General features: G+C 38.3%; 20 protein-coding genes. All 20 read left to right on the forward strand.

Annotated features, from left to right (window positions below; all coding sequences use genetic code 11):
- Window positions 1–112 precede the first annotated feature (112 nt).
- Window positions 113–454, forward strand: a complete 342-nt coding sequence (locus tag RV15_RS08465) for a type II toxin-antitoxin system PemK/MazF family toxin (protein ID WP_071877625.1) — start codon at window positions 113–115, stop codon at window positions 452–454.
- A gap of 322 nt (window positions 455–776) precedes the next feature.
- Complete coding sequence (locus tag RV15_RS08470; RefSeq protein WP_071877626.1) at window positions 777–1,748, forward strand: Gfo/Idh/MocA family protein; 972 nt, start codon at window positions 777–779, stop codon at window positions 1,746–1,748.
- A gap of 801 nt (window positions 1,749–2,549) precedes the next feature.
- On the forward strand, window positions 2,550–4,427 hold the full coding sequence (locus RV15_RS08475; protein ID WP_071877627.1) for a BglG family transcription antiterminator: 1,878 nt from the start codon (window positions 2,550–2,552) through the stop codon (window positions 4,425–4,427).
- Window positions 4,424–4,762 (forward strand): PRD domain-containing protein, encoded by a 339-nt coding sequence (locus tag RV15_RS08480; RefSeq protein ID WP_071877628.1) that lies wholly within the window; start codon window positions 4,424–4,426, stop codon window positions 4,760–4,762. Before RV15_RS08475 ends, RV15_RS08480 begins: the two co-directional genes overlap by 4 nt.
- A 59-nt stretch (window positions 4,763–4,821) precedes the next feature.
- The gene (locus RV15_RS08485) at window positions 4,822–5,175 is read left to right on the forward strand and encodes a glycine-rich SFCGS family protein (protein ID WP_071877629.1); all 354 of its coding nucleotides are present in this window, start codon (window positions 4,822–4,824) and stop codon (window positions 5,173–5,175) included.
- 27 nt (window positions 5,176–5,202) lie between these two features.
- A complete protein-coding gene (locus RV15_RS08490) occupies window positions 5,203–5,577 on the forward strand; it encodes a DUF4312 family protein (protein WP_071877630.1) in 375 nt (124 codons plus the stop codon).
- Complete coding sequence (locus tag RV15_RS08495; RefSeq protein ID WP_071877631.1) at window positions 5,578–6,360, forward strand: DUF4311 domain-containing protein; 783 nt, start codon at window positions 5,578–5,580, stop codon at window positions 6,358–6,360. It abuts the gene before it with no gap.
- Between the two features lie 25 nt (window positions 6,361–6,385).
- The gene (locus RV15_RS08500; protein WP_071877632.1) at window positions 6,386–7,051 is read left to right on the forward strand and encodes a DUF4310 family protein; all 666 of its coding nucleotides are present in this window, start codon (window positions 6,386–6,388) and stop codon (window positions 7,049–7,051) included.
- A 123-nt stretch (window positions 7,052–7,174) separates the two neighbouring features.
- Window positions 7,175–8,494 (forward strand): PTS sugar transporter subunit IIC, encoded by a 1,320-nt coding sequence (locus RV15_RS08505; RefSeq protein WP_071877633.1) that lies wholly within the window; start codon window positions 7,175–7,177, stop codon window positions 8,492–8,494.
- Window positions 8,495–8,543: 49 nt separating this feature from the next.
- On the forward strand, window positions 8,544–8,858 hold the full coding sequence (locus tag RV15_RS18860) for a hypothetical protein (RefSeq protein WP_071877634.1): 315 nt from the start codon (window positions 8,544–8,546) through the stop codon (window positions 8,856–8,858).
- Between the two features lie 5 nt (window positions 8,859–8,863).
- The gene (locus RV15_RS08515) at window positions 8,864–9,952 is read left to right on the forward strand and encodes a DUF871 domain-containing protein (protein ID WP_071877686.1); all 1,089 of its coding nucleotides are present in this window, start codon (window positions 8,864–8,866) and stop codon (window positions 9,950–9,952) included.
- A gap of 8 nt (window positions 9,953–9,960) precedes the next feature.
- Window positions 9,961–11,070 carry an amidohydrolase/deacetylase family metallohydrolase gene (locus tag RV15_RS08520; RefSeq protein WP_071877635.1) on the forward strand — a complete coding sequence of 370 codons (1,110 nt, stop codon included), beginning with the start codon at window positions 9,961–9,963 and terminating at the stop codon, window positions 11,068–11,070.
- Entirely contained in the window at window positions 11,060–12,154 is a 1,095-nt protein-coding gene (locus RV15_RS08525; RefSeq protein ID WP_071877636.1) for a DgaE family pyridoxal phosphate-dependent ammonia lyase, read from the forward strand. Before RV15_RS08520 ends, RV15_RS08525 begins: the two co-directional genes overlap by 11 nt.
- Window positions 12,155–12,180: 26 nt before the next feature.
- The gene (gene dagF, locus RV15_RS08530) at window positions 12,181–12,924 is read left to right on the forward strand and encodes a 2-dehydro-3-deoxy-phosphogluconate aldolase (protein ID WP_071877637.1); all 744 of its coding nucleotides are present in this window, start codon (window positions 12,181–12,183) and stop codon (window positions 12,922–12,924) included.
- 164 nt (window positions 12,925–13,088) lie between these two features.
- A complete protein-coding gene (locus RV15_RS08535) occupies window positions 13,089–14,099 on the forward strand; it encodes a sugar kinase (protein WP_071877638.1) in 1,011 nt (336 codons plus the stop codon).
- A gap of 197 nt (window positions 14,100–14,296) precedes the next feature.
- Window positions 14,297–15,307: a DNA topoisomerase IV subunit B family protein gene (locus RV15_RS08540; protein WP_071877639.1), complete on the forward strand. Its 1,011-nt coding sequence runs from the start codon at window positions 14,297–14,299 to the stop codon at window positions 15,305–15,307.
- A 25-nt stretch (window positions 15,308–15,332) separates the two neighbouring features.
- Complete coding sequence (locus RV15_RS08545) at window positions 15,333–15,779, forward strand: YaiI/YqxD family protein (protein WP_071877640.1); 447 nt, start codon at window positions 15,333–15,335, stop codon at window positions 15,777–15,779.
- Window positions 15,780–16,370: 591 nt separating this feature from the next.
- Window positions 16,371–17,447, forward strand: coding sequence for a D-alanine--D-alanine ligase (locus RV15_RS08550; RefSeq protein ID WP_071877641.1), 1,077 nt, complete (start codon window positions 16,371–16,373; stop codon window positions 17,445–17,447).
- Between the two features lie 107 nt (window positions 17,448–17,554).
- The gene (locus RV15_RS08555) at window positions 17,555–18,922 is read left to right on the forward strand and encodes a UDP-N-acetylmuramoyl-tripeptide--D-alanyl-D-alanine ligase (RefSeq protein ID WP_071877642.1); all 1,368 of its coding nucleotides are present in this window, start codon (window positions 17,555–17,557) and stop codon (window positions 18,920–18,922) included.
- A gap of 335 nt (window positions 18,923–19,257) precedes the next feature.
- Window positions 19,258–20,805 carry a degradosome RNA helicase CshA gene (gene cshA / locus RV15_RS08560; RefSeq protein WP_071877643.1) on the forward strand — a complete coding sequence of 516 codons (1,548 nt, stop codon included), beginning with the start codon at window positions 19,258–19,260 and terminating at the stop codon, window positions 20,803–20,805.
- The last annotated feature ends 289 nt before the right edge of the window (window positions 20,806–21,094 follow it).

Below are 21,094 nucleotides of genomic sequence, written 5' to 3' on the forward strand. Positions count from 1 at the left end.
AGATTATCAAAGTTTTCAGGGGTTGGTATAAAATATTGAAAAATTTTATTATAAAAGCATGATATAATTTACACAGAAGAAGTTTTTGTTAGATTAGAGGTGATAAACTATTATGATGCGAAGGGGAGAAATCTTTTATGCGAACCTCTCGCCTGTTGTTGGTTCAGAACAAGGAGGGATTAGGCCAGTATTGATTATTCAAAATAACAAGGGAAACTTATTTAGTCCAACGTTGATCGTTGCACCAATCACTAGAAATGTGAATAAAAAAATGCAGCCGACACAGGTCAAGGTGGATATACCTCATGACGATCGAATGACACCGTCGTTGGTATTACTGGAACAGATCCGAACACTGGATAAAGAACGAATTCTTCACAAAATTTGTCAGTTACATGAAGACGATATGGTGAAGGTCAATCAAGCACTGAAAATAAGTATTGGTATTCGTTAAATGAGGAGTAGTACATAGGTAAAGATATACATAAATATTCGTAAGCAAAGGATTGAAAAAATTAGGGTAGCCGTAAGGCCGAACGATTCGCGAATATGCTTTTTGGATAATCAAAATGGACTAGATAGGCTGAGATGAGGGTGTTTTTTACCTTTTGTCTTAGCCTATTTCAACTTGAAAAATTATGATGAATGAGAAAGGCCATTAAACGACTTGAATCATCTGCAGTGTTTTTAGTTAAATATCATAGAATTTATAGTAAGGAAGTTTTTTGAAGTTTTTGAAATTTATCGTTATAGTATAAAGAAAGGAGTCGATACGGATGAAGAAAATTCGGTATGGCATTTTAAGTACTGCGCAAATTGTTCCTCGCTTTGTGGCCGGAATTAAACAAAGTAAAGTAGGAGAGGCTACAGCGATTGCTTCACGAAGTTTGGATAAGGGGGAACAGCTGGCAAATGTTTTGGGGATTCCTAAAGCGTATGGCAGTTATGAGGAGTTGTGTAAGGACGAAGAAATAGACATTGTCTATGTGGCTACCTATAACAAAGGGCACTATGAAGCAGCCAAACTGGCTTTGACACATCAGAAACATGTGTTAGTCGAAAAGCCTTTTACGCTAGAAACGGCCCAAGCAGAAGAACTTTTTGCATTAGCTGAAAAAAATGGTTGTTTCTTAATGGAAGCCCAAAAAGCTGTTTTTTTACCGATCAGTAGACAAATAAAACAGGTGATCCAGCAAAATAAAATCGGTGAAGTTCGTTGGATGCAGTCAATAACTTCCTATCCAAGTGTAGACCATATCAGTTGGTTTCATTCACTAGAAGCAGGCGGTGGCGCGTTACATGGCTCAGGCAGTTATCCGCTTCAGTACATGCAATTTATGCTGGATTATTCCATTGAAGAGTACAGCGGCAGTGTAACGAGAAACAAGGGGGCAACCGATGATCAAGTAACTTTGGCTTTAAAATTTCAAAATCAGGTATTGGGAAATATTTTTATTTCGGTAAAAGTAGATATTCCAAGTAAAATGACGATTTATGGTGAAAAAGGACGGATCGAAATTCCTTATTTTTGGAAAGCTGAGCAGGCGGTTGTTTATTATGAAGATGGCAGCCAAGAAAACTTGCTGGGTGCGTTTGAAAGTGAGTTTGTCTTTGAAGTGGACCATGTGAACGATTGCATCCAAAACCAGTTACTTGAAAGTCCGATCATGACAAAACAGATGACGATAGATACTGTCCGATTAGTAGAACGGCTTTATACAAAGTGGCTTAAAGAAGATAAAATATAGAAGCCAGTTGCAATCATAGACTATCTGTGTTAAAGTAATTCTCATGCGACGAGTTGACTTAATCAGACAGCTTAGGCTGTTCCGTTTTGACGGCTAGTGATTAACTAAACAACAGAGGCACATATGTTAAATCATACCTACCGGATGTAGGCGTGTCGGATAAATATTTTTGTGGAGAAGATGTTATCTATTTATTTTTATAAATACTGTGGCAAAAAAGAAGACTTCGGTCTTCTTTTTTGCTGTGAAACACTATGAACGAGGAACGAAGAGAATAGATGTTGAACAGTACAAGGTGAAGCGAAGCGGAACGTTGTCACCAGTGTTCCGAAACACTATGAATGTGGAACGAAGAGACGAAGAGAGTAGATGCATTCTCGCCAAGTGCTCGTCGCAGGAAAACAATGTTGAACAGTACAAGGTGAAGCGAAGCGGAACGTTGTCACCAATGTTTCGAAACACAAGGAACGAGGAACAAAGAGACGAAGCGAATAGATGCATTCTCGCTCAAGCGCTTATCTTGGGGAAATGTTGTATTTTTTGCTATAAAAGCAGCTAGTGCAAAAACTATTCAATCATGGATAAATGTTGTTGCACTAAAAGAAACACCTCGAAAGCTAGTATTTCGCTATATATAGTCTGGGTGAAACACTATAAAATAACGAATAAAGAAATTTAAATAGGCAAATAAAAATAGTATACTAAGAAAGTTGCACTTGTGTAAGTGCAACTTTTTTGTGTTGTTAAGCAATAAAAATCAAGCTATAGTTCAAGTGTAAGGGAAAGAAAGTTGGTGAATTTATGTCACTGCACTTATCAAAACGAGAAATAAAAATCTTGTTATTGCTTTTAGATTTAGAAGAAAGTGTTACTACAAAAGAATTGGCAGAAACGTTTCAAGTTAGTGTAAGAACGATCAAATATGATTTGGAGAATATTCGTGATTGGTTTAAAGAACAGAACGTTTTGCTGCAAACACGCCGCAATAAAGGCATTTGGTTGGAACTACCTGATTCAGAACGATTAACCTTAAAAAATGAAATTATCGAGGTGGAACGCTTTGAAACCTATCCTGATCAGGAGTTGCGAGTAAATCAATTGATTTTTCGTTTGTTGTTGGCATCTAATTATTTAACTTCTCAAGAGTTGGCAGATGAAATCCAAGTGAGCAGAAATACGATCGTCAGTGATTTAGATCGTGTACAAGAGCTGATTCAGGCATATGGTCTTGTACTGAATAGACAAAGCCGGCAAGGGTTTTCAATCATAGGGGAAGAAAGTAAGATTCGCTTATTGATGGAATATATCACGCAAAAAGAAATAACAGAGTATGACATTTATCAAATTATGAGCTATTTTGTTCAATCTGGTCAGCAGAAAAAAATGCAGGAAGTTCATGTTGGCGTCAATACAATCTTTCAAAAAATTTATCAGGTTGCGCTAAAAGAAATGACTAGCCTGTTAGATCCGTCCTTGTTTGACCAATTTAATTACGCAGAAATTTTGTCGATCACCTTACGAGTTGCAATCGCAACTGCTAGAATGCAGCTCCACCATACTGTTGGCGGCTATAAAATGTTGACGAATCAAAATGTATTGCGGCAAAAACAAGAATTACCGTTTCTATTAATGAAAAAAGTTTTCGATCATTATGAGTTGCCGCTTTTAGCTGATGAGTATTTCTATATTTATAGTGATGTGTTTGTAGCTAATAATCAACAGGACATTGTTGGTTTGACTGAAGAGCTGATCAAGGATGTATCAGAAGAAATCAAGTTTCCTTTTTACCGTGATCGACAATTGTTTACAAATCTTTTCGCTCATTTGTCTTTGCGTTTAACAAAGAAACACCTTTTTATAAATGAGTATAATCCGTTTGTAGATGACATCAAAGCCAAGTATCCACAATTATTTTCGGCCATCCAATTTGCTAGTCAAAGCGACATTGTTGGTTCGGCATTGTTGATCAACGATTCATTTATTGCCTATATTGCGCTGCACTTTTTAGTTGCTTATGAAAAAAATCAGCATGAAGTAAACGTAGTGCGGATCGTTTATGTATGTTCAACAGGTTTAGGTGTAACCAGTTTGATCGAACAAAAAATTCTGGAAGAAGTCGCTAATGTTGAGATTGCAGGATTTGCTTCTGTCTTGAATGCAGTGGATACAATAGAAGAAAAAAATCCGGATCTGGTCTTAAGTATTTTTCCAATCGAAATCATAAATCGTCCGTTCATAAAAGTGAATCCACTGCCAACGGAAGCGGATATCCATAGCATCCAAGAAGAAGTCAATAAAATTTTGACACATACGAAAACGGGTAAGGTTCCACGATTGATCCCTCGTCAGCCGATCAAAGAAAAACAAGGCATTGAAGCAGAAAGCCGGGACATTATCGTCCGGACATATGTGATTTATGAAGAATTACTGAAAGCATTTGCTGAAAAATTGACGCAAGAATACAAAGAAGCCTTTTTGCTTCATGTGATGCTGATGGTTCATCGAATCACGTTTGATAGTCAATATGAGAATGAGGGAAATATTGTTAAAGAAACCTTGTTGGCACAGCAAGAATTAGTGGAGCAAATTGAACGGATTTTTGCTAAAAATGATTTAATGGTTAATCAAGCAGAAATTACTGCTTTATTGAATTATATAAGAGAGGAGGGGCACGTATGATGTTAAATGACGATGCTCAAAAAATCATTGATGAAAGTCCGAATAAGGTTGAGTTGGAAGCATCACTGGAAAAAATCAGAACCTTGTTACTAAAACAGGCGATTCAACCGACTGAGTTGCAATGGACGATTTTGATCAATCATGTTAATGAAATGATCAAACGCTCGATTGCTGGAGAAAAAATGTCCGGCGTTGATCCTGTAATGTTTGAAGAAGTGTCTAAAGAAGCCTTAGCAATTGCAGATCAAGTGGTTCAACATATCGGTAATCTGCCGCAAGATGAAATGTACGTATTATCGATTCATTTTGAAGCAGCTAGACAAAACGAAGGATAAGAGAGAAAAATTGAAGTCTGCATGAGCGGCTTTCAAATAAAAAAATTGGAGGAATTAGGATGATAACAGTAGTAATCGCAGATCGTTTAGGTAAAGGGCAAAATGTAGCCAAAGGAGTGGAAGCCGCTGGCGGTAAAGCCGTTGTTGTACCAGGAATGGGCGCTGATATGCGTTTAGGAGATGTGATGCAGCAAGAAAATGCCGATTTAGGTATTTCATTTTGCGGAAGCGGCGGGGCTGGCGCTTTAACAGCTGCTACAAAATATGGCTATCCAGAACGCCATGGTATGCGCTCAATCGATGAAGGTGTGACGGCTATCAATGACGGCAAAACAGTTTTAGGGTTTGGGTTTATGGACCAAGAAGAATTAGGGAAACGTATAGTAGAAGCGTATCTGAAAAAGATTGGCTAAGCATTAAAGCTGGAGGGGGAAAACCAAATGGAAAAAGTAACAATTAAAAAGCGTCAGGTCATTCAGGTTGAAGGAACAGGAAAAGAAAAAAATTTAGCTTTCGCCAATGCTCTGAATCAAATCCATAATCGTGTATTAAAGGAAAAAGATGATGTGATCGTTCGAATTGAACCTGTGGATATTCAAATTGTAAGAGCAGAACAAGAAACATTTACAGAACACTTTCTATTTTTCTTTTTACCTCGCACGCGTGCGGATTATCGCGTACTGCTGGATGTTGAAGTTGAGATCACACTGATTGAGATGGAAACGGTCTCTTTTGTAGAAAAAAAGGTTGCTGATCCAAATGGTCTTCCGATCCCTTTCGGAAAGAACAAAAGAATGCATAAGGAGGCAAATTAAATGGATGTTTTAGTCGTTTTACTCAAGTCATTACTGATTGGGGGATTGGTTGGATTTGCAGCAGGAGCAGGAGCTGCAAGAATGTTTCATGCACCAAGTACGCAAGGCTTAGGTGCTTTTAGAACATTAGGAGAAATGAATGCATGTGAAGGAGATGCGGCTAGTCATTTTTCATTTGGCTTAGGTTTTTTCTTTAACGCTTGGGCTTCAACCGTTGGAGCTGGGGCATTTACGCAGGATGTGGATCACCGCGTTATTCCTAACTGGGCTGCTGCAGCTTTATTAGTAAAAAATAAAAATGTCGCTGAAACAATGCATAATCCTAAGAAAATGGGTATTTCAGGTGCAGTTGTGGGGATGTTGGTTGTGGCTTTCTTGAATACAACGGCATCCGCAATTCCGGAGTCTTTACAAGTGACAGCAATTGCTGTTTTAGTACCTGCAGCGAACCTTTTGATCAACACAGTAATGCCAGTTTTATTCTGGCTAGCAGCAATTGATGCTGGAAAACGTTCTGGTCTTTGGGCAACAATATTTGGAGGTCTTGCAACAATGATTATGGGCAATGCCGTTCCTGGTGTGGTTTTAGGTATTTTAATTGGTAAAGGAGTCGATGAAATCGGCTGGAATAAAGTAACGAAAAGTATGATGGCAGCAGTTATTCTATTATTTGTATTGAGTGCCTTTTTCCGTGGTTTTGATTTGCAAATGATCGAAAGCTTCCGTTTACAAATTCCTGGATGGCTAGAAAACATGCATGATGTCTTCAGCATCGGTAAATAATTAAAAAGAAAGAGAGGGAATCATAATGGAAGAAACATTGGAATTAGAAGGAAGAAAGAATTTTTGGTTTGCTGATTGGTCATTTCCGATTTTAGTTGGATTGTTGTCAGCAGGTGTTTTTGCTGGAACGCATATGTATTTTGTTTATGGTGTTGGAGCGTTTAATGAGGTAGCGATTGTTGCAATGTTAAAAGCTGGAATGGACGGCGGTTCATATGGTGCGGCGGCGGCATTTGGGGCTAGTTTCTTATTTGCTCGTATTTTGGAAGGCTCACTGGTTGGGATTTTAGATATCGGTGGTGCAATTTTAACAGGGGTTGGTATTGGGGTTCCGGCAATTCTTTTGAGTATGGGAATTGAAGCACCACTTACAAACTTTAGCCTTTCATTGTTAACTGGCATGCTTCTTGGTGTAGTCATCGGTGGGATTATTGTAATGATTCGTAAATTTACCATCAATCAGTCAAATTCCACATTTGGTGCAGATGTCATGATGGGAGCAGGAAATGCTTCAGGACGCTTTTTAGGTCCGTTGATCATTATCAGTGCATGTGGAGCCTCTGCACCCATCGGAATTGGCTCAGTGATCGGTGCCGTGATTTTCTATGTGTGGAAAAAACCGATAGCGGGTGGCGCAATTTTAGGCGCAATGATTTTTGGTGCAATATTCCCAGTAGATTTACCTAGTTAAAACCGATCCTAATTGCACTTTTCTTTTGAAAACCGTTTACATTATAATGTTACCATGTTATTATGAATGAGAAATAATTTGATTTTTTATTTATACTAATTTTTTGAATGGAGGACAAAAGAAATGAATGGTTTTGTGCAGTGGATGGAAGTAAAATTGATGCCGATTGCCAATAAGTTTGGCTCTCAAAGACATATGACAGCGATTAGAAAGGGTCTTATCGCAACGATGCCGTTGACAATTGTTGGTGCCTTTTTCACGGTATTTCAGAATATCCCGATTGATGCTTATATGAAATTTATTGAACCTTATCAAGCAGTTTTGGATATTCCATCTCGTTATACGATGGGGATTTTAGCTTTATATGCAACCTTTGGAATTGCTTCTTCTTTAGCAACGAGTTACAAGCTGGATTCTTTAACATGTGGGATTTTAGCTGTTATGGCCTTTTTAGTCACAGCAGCACCACCTACAAGAGTTTTTGAAGATGTGAAGGATGTCATTGGGACAGGACGTTATATCAATTTAGCGAATATTGGTTCAGCGTCATTATTTGGTGCGATCGTGACAGCGCTTGTTTCTGTTGAAATTTACCGCTTCTTTATTCAAAAAAATATTACGATAAAAATGCCTGATGGTGTCCCACCTGAAGTGTCTAATTCATTTATCGCGTTGATTCCTGGCGCTGTGATTTTATTACTATTCTGGGTGATTCGTCACGTTATTGGTTTTGATTTAAATGGTTTCTTGAGTACATTATTAATGCCGTTGAAAGATACTTTGGCTGGAAACAGCTTATTTGGCGGGTTGCTTACAGTCTTCTTAATTTGTTTCTTCTGGGTCTTAGGGATTCATGGACCAGCGATTATGGGTCCTGTCATCAGACCATTTTGGGATATGTCGATTGCTGAAAATACACTTGCTTTCCAAGAAGGCGCATCTGTTCATAATTTGCCGAATATCTTTACAGAACAATTTTTACAATGGTTTATCTGGATCGGCGGTGCTGGTACTACTTTAGCGTTAGTCGTTTTAATGATGTTTTCTAAATCAACTTACCTGAAAAGCTTAGGACGTTTGTCTTTCTTACCAGGATTATTCAATATTAATGAACCTGTGATTTTTGGTACACCGATCGTGATGAACCCGATTTTGGGTATTCCGTTTATCGTAGCACCATTGATCACAACAACATTTTCTTACTTTTTAACGGTCACAAATGTAATTCCAATGATGGCGGCACGCTTACCATTTGCCATACCTGCGCCAGTCGCTGCGTGGATGAGTACCAACTGGAGTGTTCCGGCAGCTCTGCTTGTCTGTGTCAATTTCGCGATTACTTTAGCGATCTACTACCCGTTCTTCAAAGTATATGAAAAACAACAGTTAGACAAAGAAGCTGAAGAGTTAGCAGCTGAACAAAAAGCAAAAGCAGTTGCTTAATTAAGTAGAGAGGAAGAGAGGAGAGGATGGGACAAAACCAAAAACAGTTTTGAACCATCCTTTAAATACTGATAAACGCTTCTGTACCAACCTCTCTTTGGTGATTAAGGTTATGTTGATTTGGTTCATAGTATTTTTTATTCTTAGTCAAGTAATGATTGAAAGAAAATGGCTGCCTACAAAGTTTACAGATTTAAGATTGTTGCATCTATGTATTGCTTCGATTGGTTTGATTTTCTTATCGATCGTAATTGGTATTTTAGTTCAACAACCTCTATTTGTAGTAGGAACGGTCACTATTTTTTGCAGTTCAGTTATCTCCTGGAGATATAGAAATAAATTCGACCATATAAAGCGAGGGTAAAAGTGATGAAAAGAGCATTAGGTGTATCTGTTTATCCAGATCATAGTGATATAGAAAAAGATAAAGCTTATTTAAAGAAAGCCAGTGAATGTGGATTTTCACGGATCTTTATGAGTATGCTAGAAGTAACAGAAGGCAAAGAAGTGGTCAAAGAACGGTTCAAATCACTAATCTCGTATGCAAAAAGTTTAGGCTATGAAACGATTTTAGATGTGGCACCAAATATTTTTGATGAATTACAAATTTCATATGATGATTTAACGTTCTTTTATGAAACGGGTGCAGATGGCATTCGTTTAGATGTAGGGTTTGACGGAAATAAAGAAGCAAAGCTGACCTTTAATCCGTTTGAATTGGCGATTGAACTAAACATGAGCAATGATGTGGCGTATTTGGATAATATCTTAACCTATGAGGCCAATGTTCCATTTCTTTATGGTTGTCATAATTTCTACCCACAAGAGGGAACGGCGTTGCCGTATGATTTTTTTGAACGTTGTAGCGTTCGTTTTAAAAAGCATGGGATTCGGACAGCGGCATTTATTAACTCTCAGGCAGGAACGATTGGACCTTGGGATGTCAATGATGGATTGCCGACGTTAGAAATGCATCGACATTTACCAGTGGATATCCAGACAAAACATTTATTTGCGACAGGTTTGATCGATGATGTGATCATTGGCAATGCGTATGCTTCAGATGAGGAACTAGAATTATTAGGTAGTTTAAATCGTTATCAACTAGAATTTGCTGTGGAATTTACAAAAGATGCCAGTAAAGTTGAAAAGGAAATTACGTTGACTGAACAACACTTCCGTCGTGGTGATATCACAGATCAAGTGGTTCGTTCAACAGAAGTTCGTAAAAAATACAAAAATGAAGCGAATCCAGCACATGAGAATACGCAAGAATTCCAAGTAGGTGATGTTGTGATTGGCAATGATTCATTTGGAAAATACAAAAATGAACTGCAAATTGTTTTACAGCCACATTCAGATGACCGTAAAAATAAAGTGGGGCAAATAACAGAGAAAGAATTGTTGTTGTTGGATTTTGTAAAACCCTGGACTAAATTTAGATTTAAAGAAAAGTAGGGGATAAGATGAGTTACGACTTAATCATAAAAAATGGCAAAACCATTGAAGGTAAACCAATAGAAATAGCGATCAATGCTGGAAAAATAGCAAAAGTTGCAGATAAAATCGAAGCGGACAGTAAAGAGGTTGTTGAACTAGCTGAAGGGACTTATGTATCGGCAGGTTGGATCGATGATCACGTTCATTGTTTTGAAAAAATGACCTTATACTACGATTTTCCCGATGAAATTGGTGTCAAAAAAGGCGTAACAACAGTAATTGATGCAGGTACGACTGGCGCTGAAAACATCCACGAATTTTACGACCTAGCAAAACAAGCACAAACGAATGTCTATGCGTTAGTGAATATTTCAAAATGGGGGATTGTTGAACAGGATGAATTGGCGGATCTTAGCAAGGTGAAAGAAGAATTAGTTCATCAAGCGTTGTCTGAACTGCCGGATTTTGTCGTAGGAATCAAAGCCCGTATGAGTAAAACCGTGATCGGCGACAATGGGATCACGCCATTGGAAATGGCTAAAAAGATTCAAAAAAACAACAATGATCTTCCGCTAATGGTGCATATTGGCTCAGCACCACCAAAATTAGATGAAATTTTGGCGCATATGTCAAAAGGGGATATTTTAACACATTGTTTCAATGGGAAAGCGAACGGAATCTTAAATCAAGAAACTGACCAAATCAAAGATTTTGCCTGGAAAGCATATGAGAAAGGTGTTATTTTTGATATAGGTCATGGGACAGATAGTTTTAATTTTCATGTAGCTGAAACAGCCTTAAATGAAGGCATGAAAGCCACTTCGATCAGTACGGATATCTATATTCGAAACCGTGAAGCGGGTCCAGTTTATGATCTAGCGACGACCATGGAAAAACTGCGTGTCGTAGGTTATGGGTGGCCTGAAATTATCGAAAAAGTTACTATAGCTCCAGCTGAAAGTTTCCATTTTGATACTAAAGGGCGCTTGAAAGAAGGTTACGATGGCGATATTACGATTTTTACGATCGAAGCAGGCAAAAAAACGTTAACTGATTCAAACGGATTTACAAGGGAAGCGACAGAATTGATCAAACCTGTAAAGACCATTATTGGAGGAATAGTTTATGACAATTAGTTATGAAAAATTCAACTTAAAAGAAGTGATCAATGCTTCGGGACGGATGACCATTTTAGGCGTCTCTAAAGTGTCAGAGAATGTTTTAGCCGCTCAAAAATTTGGCGGTGAACATTTCTTTGAGATGAGTGAACTAAGTATTCAAACGGGTGCTTATTTAGCCAAACTATTACATGTTGAAGATGCCCAAGTCGTCTCTTCTGCATCTGCCGGAATTGCCCAAAGCGTAGCTGCTTTGATTGGCGAAGGGTCGGTGTATCATGCCTATCATCCGTATACAGATAAGATTAACAAACGTGAAATCATTTTACCCAAAGGACATAATGTAGATTATGGCACACCAGTTGAAGTAATGGTGGAACAAGGTGGCGGTCATGTTGTAGAAGCAGGCTATGCGAATATGTGCTCTCCAGAACATATCGAAATGATGATCACAGACCAAACCGCAGCCATACTTTATATCAAGAGTCACCATACTGTTCAAAAAAGTATGTTAACTGTAGCAGAAGCAGCAGCAGTAGCAAAAGCGCACAACTTACCACTGATCGTTGATGCTGCAGCGGAGGAAGACTTATTCAAGTATAGCGAAGCAGGCGCTGATCTAGTTATCTACAGTGGTGCAAAAGCTATTGAAGGCCCAAGTGCTGGACTTGTGATTGGTCAAAAAGAATATATTGAATGGATTCGCCTACAAGGTAAAGGAATTGGGCGTGCGATGAAGATCGGCAAAGATAATATTCTAGGATTTACACAAGCAGTCGAAGATTACGTGAAAAATGGCAGTGAATCAGGAGAGTCGATGCAGGCACGTCTGTCACCGTTTATCGATGAGCTGAATAAAATCAAAAACATTGAAGCTAAAGTCGTTCAAGATGGTGCAGGCAGAGAGATATATCGTGCTAGCATCAAAGTTAGCGGCGCTAAATCGGCTAAAGAGGTTATCAAAGAATTAAGCGTAGAAAGTCCTGCGATTTACACCAGAGAATACCAAGCCAACAATGGTATTATCGAATTTGATATTCGTTCCGTGAATGAAACAGAAATGAAAAAAATCGTGACGCGTTTAACTACGATCATGAACTAACTAAAAATGTAGAGGAGCAATCAATTATGTCATTAACACCAAACTATTTAGAAGATCGTATTTGCCTAAATGTCCTAGCTAACTCAGTAGAAAATGCTAAAGAATGTTACGAAGCAGCTGAAGGACACATCGTTTTAGGTGTATTATCTAAAAATTATCCAACAGATGAAGCGGCAATCGAGGATATGAAAAAATATGCTGCAGCAACGAACAATGCGTTATCGGTTGGTTTAGGTGCAGGAGATCCTAACCAAAGCCAAATGGTTTCAAGAATTTCAAAAGACTTACAACCGCAACATGTGAATCAAGTCTTTACAGGCGTTGGTACATCACGTGCGTTACTAGGACAAAACGAAACGATAGTTAACGGTTTGGTCTCACCAACAGGCAAAGTCGGCATCGTGAATATCGCAACAGGTCCATTAAGCTCACAAACACCAGCAGGTGAAGTAACAATTGAAACGGCGATTCGTTTATTGCAAGATATGGGTGGTAGTTCAATCAAATTTTTCCCAATGAAAGGCTTAGCTCATATTGAAGAATACAAGGCTGTCGCAAGAGCATGTGCTAAATATGATTTTTATTTAGAACCAACTGGCGGGATCGATTTAGAAAACTTTGAAGAAATCGTTCAAATCGCTGTGGATGCAGGTGTTAAAAAAATTATTCCTCATGTTTACAGTTCAATCATCGATTCAGAAACAGGCGATACAAGACCAGCTGATGTAAAAACATTACTTGGTATGATGAAAAATACATTGAAAAAATAAAAGCTGAACAAACTCACTCAGGGCTGACAGAAAAATAGGAAACCTTGACTGTGGCGTATTGTGCCACAATAAAGGTTTATCTTTTTTCCGAAGACCTAGTTTGTAAAGCTAGACAAAATAAAAGCAGAACGAGCTCGTGAAGCTAGAAATAGGCAGGGATCATGATGAAAATTGCAGCTTTTGGTGAAATAATGATGCGTTTGACGCCACCGGAATATCTGATGTTGGAACAAACCAAGGAATTACGGTTAGACTTTACTGGTACCGGCGTAAATATTTTAAGTAATTTAGCCCATTTTGGTTGTCAAACAAGTTTGATCACGAACGTACCAAATAATCGATTAGGTGAGGCGGCTAAAGCGAGCGTTCGGCAGCTGGGAATTCAAGATCATTGGATTGGAACAGCTGGTGATCACATCGGTTCTTATTTCGCTGAAATGGGTTTTGGACCAAGGCCGACACAAGTGACGTACCAAAATCGCCGGAATAGTTCATTTGGTGTGAGCGGGGCTGCTAGCTATGATTTTGATGCATTTTTAGCTGAAACTGATTTAGTGCACATCTGCGGGATAGCATTGAGCCTGACTCAAGAAACACGAGATGCGGCGCTTACTTTAGCGAAAAAGGCACATACTTTAGGAAAAAAAGTTTGCTTTGACTTTAATTTTCGTCCTAGTTTAAATGAAGTACATGGTGTTTCATTTATGAAAGAACAGTATGAAAAAATGCTACCGTATTGCGATTTAGTTTTTGGCAGTCAACGCGATTTAACGGATCTGTTAGGGATGTCGCTTGATGAGTCGTTGGATTCTTCTAAACAATTTGAAGAATTAGTGCATCGCTTTATGAAACAATACCAGATCGAAGCATTTGCCGGAACGATTCGTCAAGGTGAAGCAGACAAACATTATTTGACGGGTTTTCTCTTTGATAGGGAAAACAACGTACAAGCAGCGCCGCGGGAGATTATTAATTTAGATAGAATCGGTGCAGGAGATGGTTATGCCGCTGGGGTACTGCTTGGCTACAGTGAAGCTTGGTCGTTGTTGGAGACGGTCGAATTTGCTACAGCCAACGGTGTTTTAGCGCATACGATTCAAGGAGATGTGCCGCTTACAACGCGCAAGCAAGTCAGACATATCATGGAACAGCCGACCGTTGATTTAATTCGTTAAAAGAAAGAGTAGAACGAAATAGTATAAATGTGTTTATACTACTTTCGTTCTACTCTTTTTTTCATTATAATGAGTATAGAGCTGGAATTTAGCGTAACCATTTACGTGGCTCAGATTAATTGGTATGCTTAGGAAGTATCAGGTAGTATTTAGATGTTATTTTATAGATAAAAGTCTGTTTACAGGAGGAGATCAACGTGACCGATGAAAATATTTGGAAAGCACTAGATGATGATGTTTTGAAAGATAGTATTCGAAAACGACCAGGTATGTACATTGGTGGGATTGGTCCGACTGGCTTAGAAAGTATGCTATTGCAAGTGCTGGATCATTTACTGCAATTAGCAGTCGATCTAAAGCAGGCAGAACTGTCGATTGAATTATCAGAGAAACAATTTATTTTTTCCTTTTTCAGCCAAAAGGGGTTTCTCTTAGATAAAAGCCCAGAAGAACAGTACACACCGCCTTATCTGTTTCTTTCTGTCGTTAATGCCTTATCAGAACAGTTGGGTTTTGGTGTAGAAAAGTTAGGTAAGCGGACCATCCAGATCTATCAGAACGGTCAGCTAAACAAAAAAGCATTGATTCCTTCAGAAGATGAAGGGCAAAGAATCGAATTGGCCTTTACACCTGATGAAACATTATTCGGCAATAAGCCATTATCATACTTTATTTTATTTAACCGTTGTCAGGAATTAGCACTGTTGAACAGCGGTTTGACGATTTCATTGACGGATGGGAAAAAACAGAAAAATTATTTGCACTACGAGCAAGGATTGGTTGATTATATTTTTCAAAAAGATGATAGCATCACACGAAACGGTCAGCCATTGATCATCAACACAGTCAGTGAAGGGGTGACGATTCAAGCTGTTATTTCCAAAAATGGTTCTACTAGCATCAAAGACAGTTTTGTCAATGGACACTTGCCAGCTGATGGTGGGACACATCTTGATGGATTTATTCAAGGAACAGTCGATGCGATCAATCAGTTTTTAGAGGAAACAAACCGACTAAAATATCTAACGACCGATAATTTTTCTGAACGTTTTGATGTTGTTCTGTCGATCAAAGTCAAACGACCAAGGTACACTGGCGCTGTCAAAAAGAAAATCAGAAATCCTGAGCTGTATAAAATCGTGAAAGAAGCTGTGTTTACAGATGTGTCGATCTTTTTAAAACGACATCCAGCTTGGTATTTAAGTTAAGTATAATGTGCTGAAAGGAAAAATAATGAAAATATTTATCGATGGTGATGGTTCACCAGTTAAGGATTGTGCAATTGAAATCGCCCGTACTTACTCAATTGATGTTGTGATTGTGACAAGTATTGATCATTATTCGCTGAAAGAATATCCTGATAATGTTTCTTTTGTTTACGTAGATAAAGGGGCTGACGCGGCTGATTATAAAATTGTTCAATTGATTAAAAACAATGATATTTTAGTGACGCAAGATTACGGATTAGCCTCCCTAGTTCTGCCAAAGGGCGTTCGAGTGTTACATCAATTAGGCTATGAATATACAGGTGAAAATATGGACGGCTTGTTGGAACAGCGTTATTTTAGTGCAAAGGTTCGAAAAAGTGGCGGACGTACAAAAGGGCCAAAAGCCTTTACGCAAGCCGACCGTGACAAATTCAAGGAAAAACTTATCGAGTTAATCGAAGAGAAGCGTTAGCCAAGCTGTGATAAAAAAATAATGGTTGTTCTGCTCGGGTCTGGAAGCTAAAGCTATTACTAAGCGTGCGATCGCAGAATCAATCAGGTACAAAAGTCTGCTTTCAGCGGTACAGATAAATCAATAAAATAAACCTTTCTGCAATAAGGCATCCTTAATTGAATGTCTTATTTTTGTATCTAGTTGAGTCAATAAAAGGAACCAGAAAGCTTGGTAGAACAGCCTTGCTAAAATTTTTTGCTTGATTCATGATTTGTTTCTATTCGGACTAACGCTTTTATGCTAAAATATGGAAGAGCTATTTTGAATATCCTTGTTGAATGCAATAATAAAAATTATTTAGCTATATGGGCTAGTCGAAAAAAAGATGAAAATTGAATGTGACAAAGAGCATCACAGTCAATTTTTCCTATTTTCTTTTCAAGGCTAAATGAGCTCTTTCAGCTTTAAAAATTATCTAGCTTCAAGAGCTAGCCTCTCGGGAAAAAGATAAAAACTGAATGAGACAAAAAACGTCTCAGTCATTTTTTCCTATTTTCCATTCAAGGCTAAATGAGCTCTTTCAGCTTTAAAAATTAGGAGGAAAAGCATTTGAAGATTACATTACTATATGGTGGGAGAAGTGAAGAACACGATGTCTCTATATTATCTGCCTATTCTGTTTTAAATGCGATTTATTATAATTATTATCAAGTCCAGTTGGTCTTTATCAGTAAAGAAGGACAATGGGTTAAAGGTCCACTCTTGTCAGAAAAACCTGAAAGTAAGGACATTCTTAAGCTGACTTGGTCTGACGATGGGGAAATAGATAAATGGGGCGAATTTACTGGTAAAGTGATTCAACCTTGTGACATTCAAGAAGAAGAAGCGATCGTTTTTCCTGTTTTACATGGGCCTAACGGTGAAGATGGTACGATTCAAGGCTTTTTAGAAACGATCGGAATGCCTTATGTGGGAGCTGGCGTGTTGGCAAGTGCCAACGCAATGGACAAGATCATGACAAAATATCTATTACAAACAGCTGGGATTCCTCAAGTACCATTTGTACCCGTCCTAAAAAGTGATTGGAAAGAAAACCCTAAAAAAGTATTTGAGCAATGTGAAGGTTCATTGATTTATCCAGTATTTGTCAAACCTGCTAATATGGGTTCTAGCGTTGGAATCAGCAAAGCTGAAAATCGTGAAGAGCTGCAACATGCTTTAGAAGAAGCCTATCGTTATGATTCTAGAGCGATTGTTGAGCAAGGAATCGAAGCCCGCGAAATCGAAGTAGCAATTTTAGGTAATGAGGACGTCAGAACGACATTGCCGGGCGAGATCGTCAAAGATGTGGAATTTTATGATTATAATTCAAAATATATCGATAACCAAATTACGATGAAAATTCCAGCAGAAGTGCCGGAAGAAGTGCACCAAAAGGCACAGGAATTTGCCAAAAAAGCGTATACTATTTTAGATGGCAGTGGTTTAAGCCGTTGTGATTTCTTTTTGACTAGCAAAAACGAGCTATTTTTAAATGAACTGAATACAATGCCTGGATTTACAGAATTTAGTATGTACCCATTATTGTGGGAGAATATGGGTTTGAAATACAGTGATTTGATCGAAGAATTGATTCAGTTAGCCTTAAATCGCTTCAAACAAAGACAAAGCTTTTACGAAAGATAAGACATTAAAAGGGAGGAAGCAAAACGCAGCAGTTTTGTTTCAGCCCTTTTATGTATCGTTTAATGACAAGAGGTTAGAGCTAACTTAATTTTAAAGGAGAGAAACCAATGAAATTGACTTTTTGGGAAGCAGCTAAAGTGACAAAAGCTACGAATAATTGGAAACAATGGACAGATTTCGAATTGACTGGCATTGAATTTGACAGTCGACTGATTACACGAGGTAATTTGTTTGTTCCGTTAAAAGGTGAGAATGACGGGCATTCATTTATTGAAAGTGCAGTGAGCAAAGGTGCTGGAGCAGCATTTTGGAGTTCGACAAAAACAGCGCCTGACCAATTCCCAATTTTACAAGTGGCGGATAGTTTAAAAGCAATGCAGGATTTAGCTGTATATTATTTGAAAAAAATGACGCCCACAGTGATTGCAATCACAGGAAGCAATGGTAAAACAACAACGAAAGATATGACAGAAGCTGTTTTGGCGCAACAATTCAAAACATATAAAACCCAAGGGAATTACAATAACGACATCGGACTACCGTATACTATTTTACATATGCCTGATGCAACCGAAAAATTGATTTTAGAAATGGGCATGGACCATGCACACGAAATTGATTTTCTATCACAATTAGCTCAACCAGATGTGGCGGCTATCACCATGATCGGTGAAGCACATATTGAAAACCTTGGCTCAAGAGCCGGAATCGCACAAGCAAAAATGGAGATCACTGCTGGACTTGCTGTTAATGGCTTATTGATCATTCCAGCAGACGAACCGTTACTACTGCCTTTAACTAAGGAATTACCGCAAACAATCAGCACATTTGGTTTAGAGCAAGCGGACTGCAAAGCCACGATCATTGAAGCACAAAAAGAGTATACGACCTTTAACATCAGCGGCTCAGATACGTTATTTACGATCCCAGTTCCAGGTAAATACAATGTTGGAAACGCCTTGATTGCAATTAGTATTGGTCAATGGTTTAAGCTTACCGAAGAAAAAATCCAAGCTGGTTTAGCTGATTTTCAACTAACCAAAAATCGGACTGAATGGCTAAAAAATAACTTAGAAATCGAAATTTTAAGTGATGTATATAACGCCAATCCAACAGCAATGAATTTAGTTTTGGATAGTTTCAGTCAAATGCCCACACTAGGACATCGGGTAGCAGTTTTAGGAGACATGCTTGAGTTAGGACCAGATTCAGCTAGAATGCATGCCTCTGTCAGTGAACACTTAAACCCAACTGAAGTCACAGATGTTGTCTTATATGGCGAGCAGATGCAGGCCCTGTATAATGCGCTAACGAAAAAATACCCGGAAAGTCAACTTCATTACTTCAAAAAAGACGAAAAGGAACACTTGATCAATGCATTAAAATCAATTCTTAAACCAAAAGATATGGTTGTTTTAAAAGCAAGTAACGGTATGGGTTTAAATGAAGTCGTGACAAAACTTCTCGAAATGTAGTGAGCTTTCATAAAACTTGCTGAAAATATAAAACTATGCTAAAATTACCTATTGCCGAAAGATCGAAGTAGATAAATCGAAAGTACCTATTGAAGATACTTTTCTATCATATAAAGATTAAAAAAGCTAAACGAACTCGTTTGGCTTTTCTAGTGCCTGTAGCTTCATAAGGTGGATTTTTCGGTAACACTAATGAGAAAATAAACTAAACCTATGTAGAAGGTTTACTGACTCCATAAAACATTTTCAAAATTAGTGAAAGTCAAATCACCTGTAACACCATTTTTAGGAGAATCTATTTCTTCTGCAACAAACACTATTTAGGAGGATATCATTTGAAATTTAAAGAACTAGGCTTAGAACCAGACTTATTGGCAGCAATCGAGCGCTCAGGATTTGAAGAAGCAACACCGATTCAGGAGGAAACAATCCCTCTAGCATTACAAGGAAAAGACGTAATTGGACAAGCACAAACCGGAACTGGTAAAACAGCTGCCTTTGGTCTTCCAATGTTACAAAAAATCGATACATCAAAACGTATGTTGCAAGGAATCGTGATTGCGCCAACTCGTGAGTTAGCGATTCAAACACAAGAAGAATTATACCGTTTAGGCCGCGATAAAAAAATCCGCGTTCAAGCAGTTTATGGCGGAGCAGATATTGGCCGTCAAATCCGTGGACTAAAAGAAAACCCACATGTCGTTGTCGGAACACCTGGACGTTTATTGGATCACATCAATCGTCGCACGCTAAAACTAGATACAATCGAAACGTTAGTTTTAGATGAAGCAGACGAAATGTTAAACATGGGCTTCTTAGAAGATATTGAAAAAATTATCTCTAAAATCCCGTCAACTCGTCAAACATTGCTATTTTCAGCAACAATGCCGCCAGCAATCAAAAATATTGGCGTGAAATTCATGAAAGAACCAGAACACGTGAAGATCAAAGCAAAAGAAATGACAGCTGATTTAATTGATCAATACTATGTACGTTCAAAAGACTTTGAAAAATTCGATGTAATGACGCGCTTATTAGACGTTCAAACACCAGAATTGACAATCGTATTTGGTCGTACAAAACGTCGTGTAGACGAATTAGCTCGTGGTTTAGAAGCTCGTGGATACAAAGCTGAAGGCATTCACGGAGACTTGTCTCAACAAAAACGTATGAGCGTTTTACGTTCATTCAAGAGTGGCAACTTAGATATCTTAGTAGCGACAGACGTTGCAGCTCGTGGGTTAGATATCTCAGGTGTAACACATGTTTATAACTACGATATCCCTCAAGATCCAGAAAGCTATGTTCACCGTATCGGTCGGACTGGTCGTGCTGGAAAAGGCGGAATGTCCGTTACTTTCGTGACACCAAACGAAATGGGCTACTTGCATGTTATCGAAGAATTAACGAAAAAACGTATGACACCATTACGTCCACCAAATGAACAAGAAGCTTTTAAAGGACAACTAGGTGCAGCAATCGAAACGGTTGAAGAAAAAATGGCAGAAAATGGACTAGAAAACTACTTACCTGCTGCGAAAGATCTTTTAGAAAAATATTCTGCTGAAGATTTAGCAGCATTATTACTAAAAACTATTTCTAAAGACCCATCAGATGCTGTCCCAGTAAAAATTACACCAGAACGTCCATTACCATCAAATAAAAAAGGCTTCAATAAAAACAATCGCAGCGGTGGCGGTGGTAATAGCCGTAACCGTAATAAAACTGGCGGTGGCGGTTACCGTGGCAACAAAAATAACAAAGGTACTGGAGCTGGCGGCAGTGGAAACGGCGGCGGCTACAACAAGAGCAAAGACAATCGTTCAGCAAAACGTCATAACGATAAAAAACGTAGCTTTGTTATCAGAGACAACTCAAATTAATAAATTCGTAAAAAGTAGAAATAAGCAGAAGCTCGCTTCGGTTTAACTATTTATTGAATTTTAAGAGGGTAAAACAGAGCTTGCAGGCTTTGCTTTACCCTCTTTTGTTTATTTTGTTTAATCCAGCTTCAAGAGCTAGCCCTTCGGAAAAAAGGTGAAAATGGAACGAGTCCAAAAGCACCACGGTCAATTTTTCCTATTTTTACTTGAGATTGGATGAGCTCTTGCAGCTTTTTATTAATTTTTACATTATTATGTGGAAAAATTGTTAAAATTTGATAGAATAAGA

The sequence above is a fragment of the Enterococcus silesiacus genome, from assembly GCF_001886225.1.
Classification (GTDB): Bacteria; Bacillota; Bacilli; order Lactobacillales; family Enterococcaceae; genus Enterococcus_L; species Enterococcus_L silesiacus.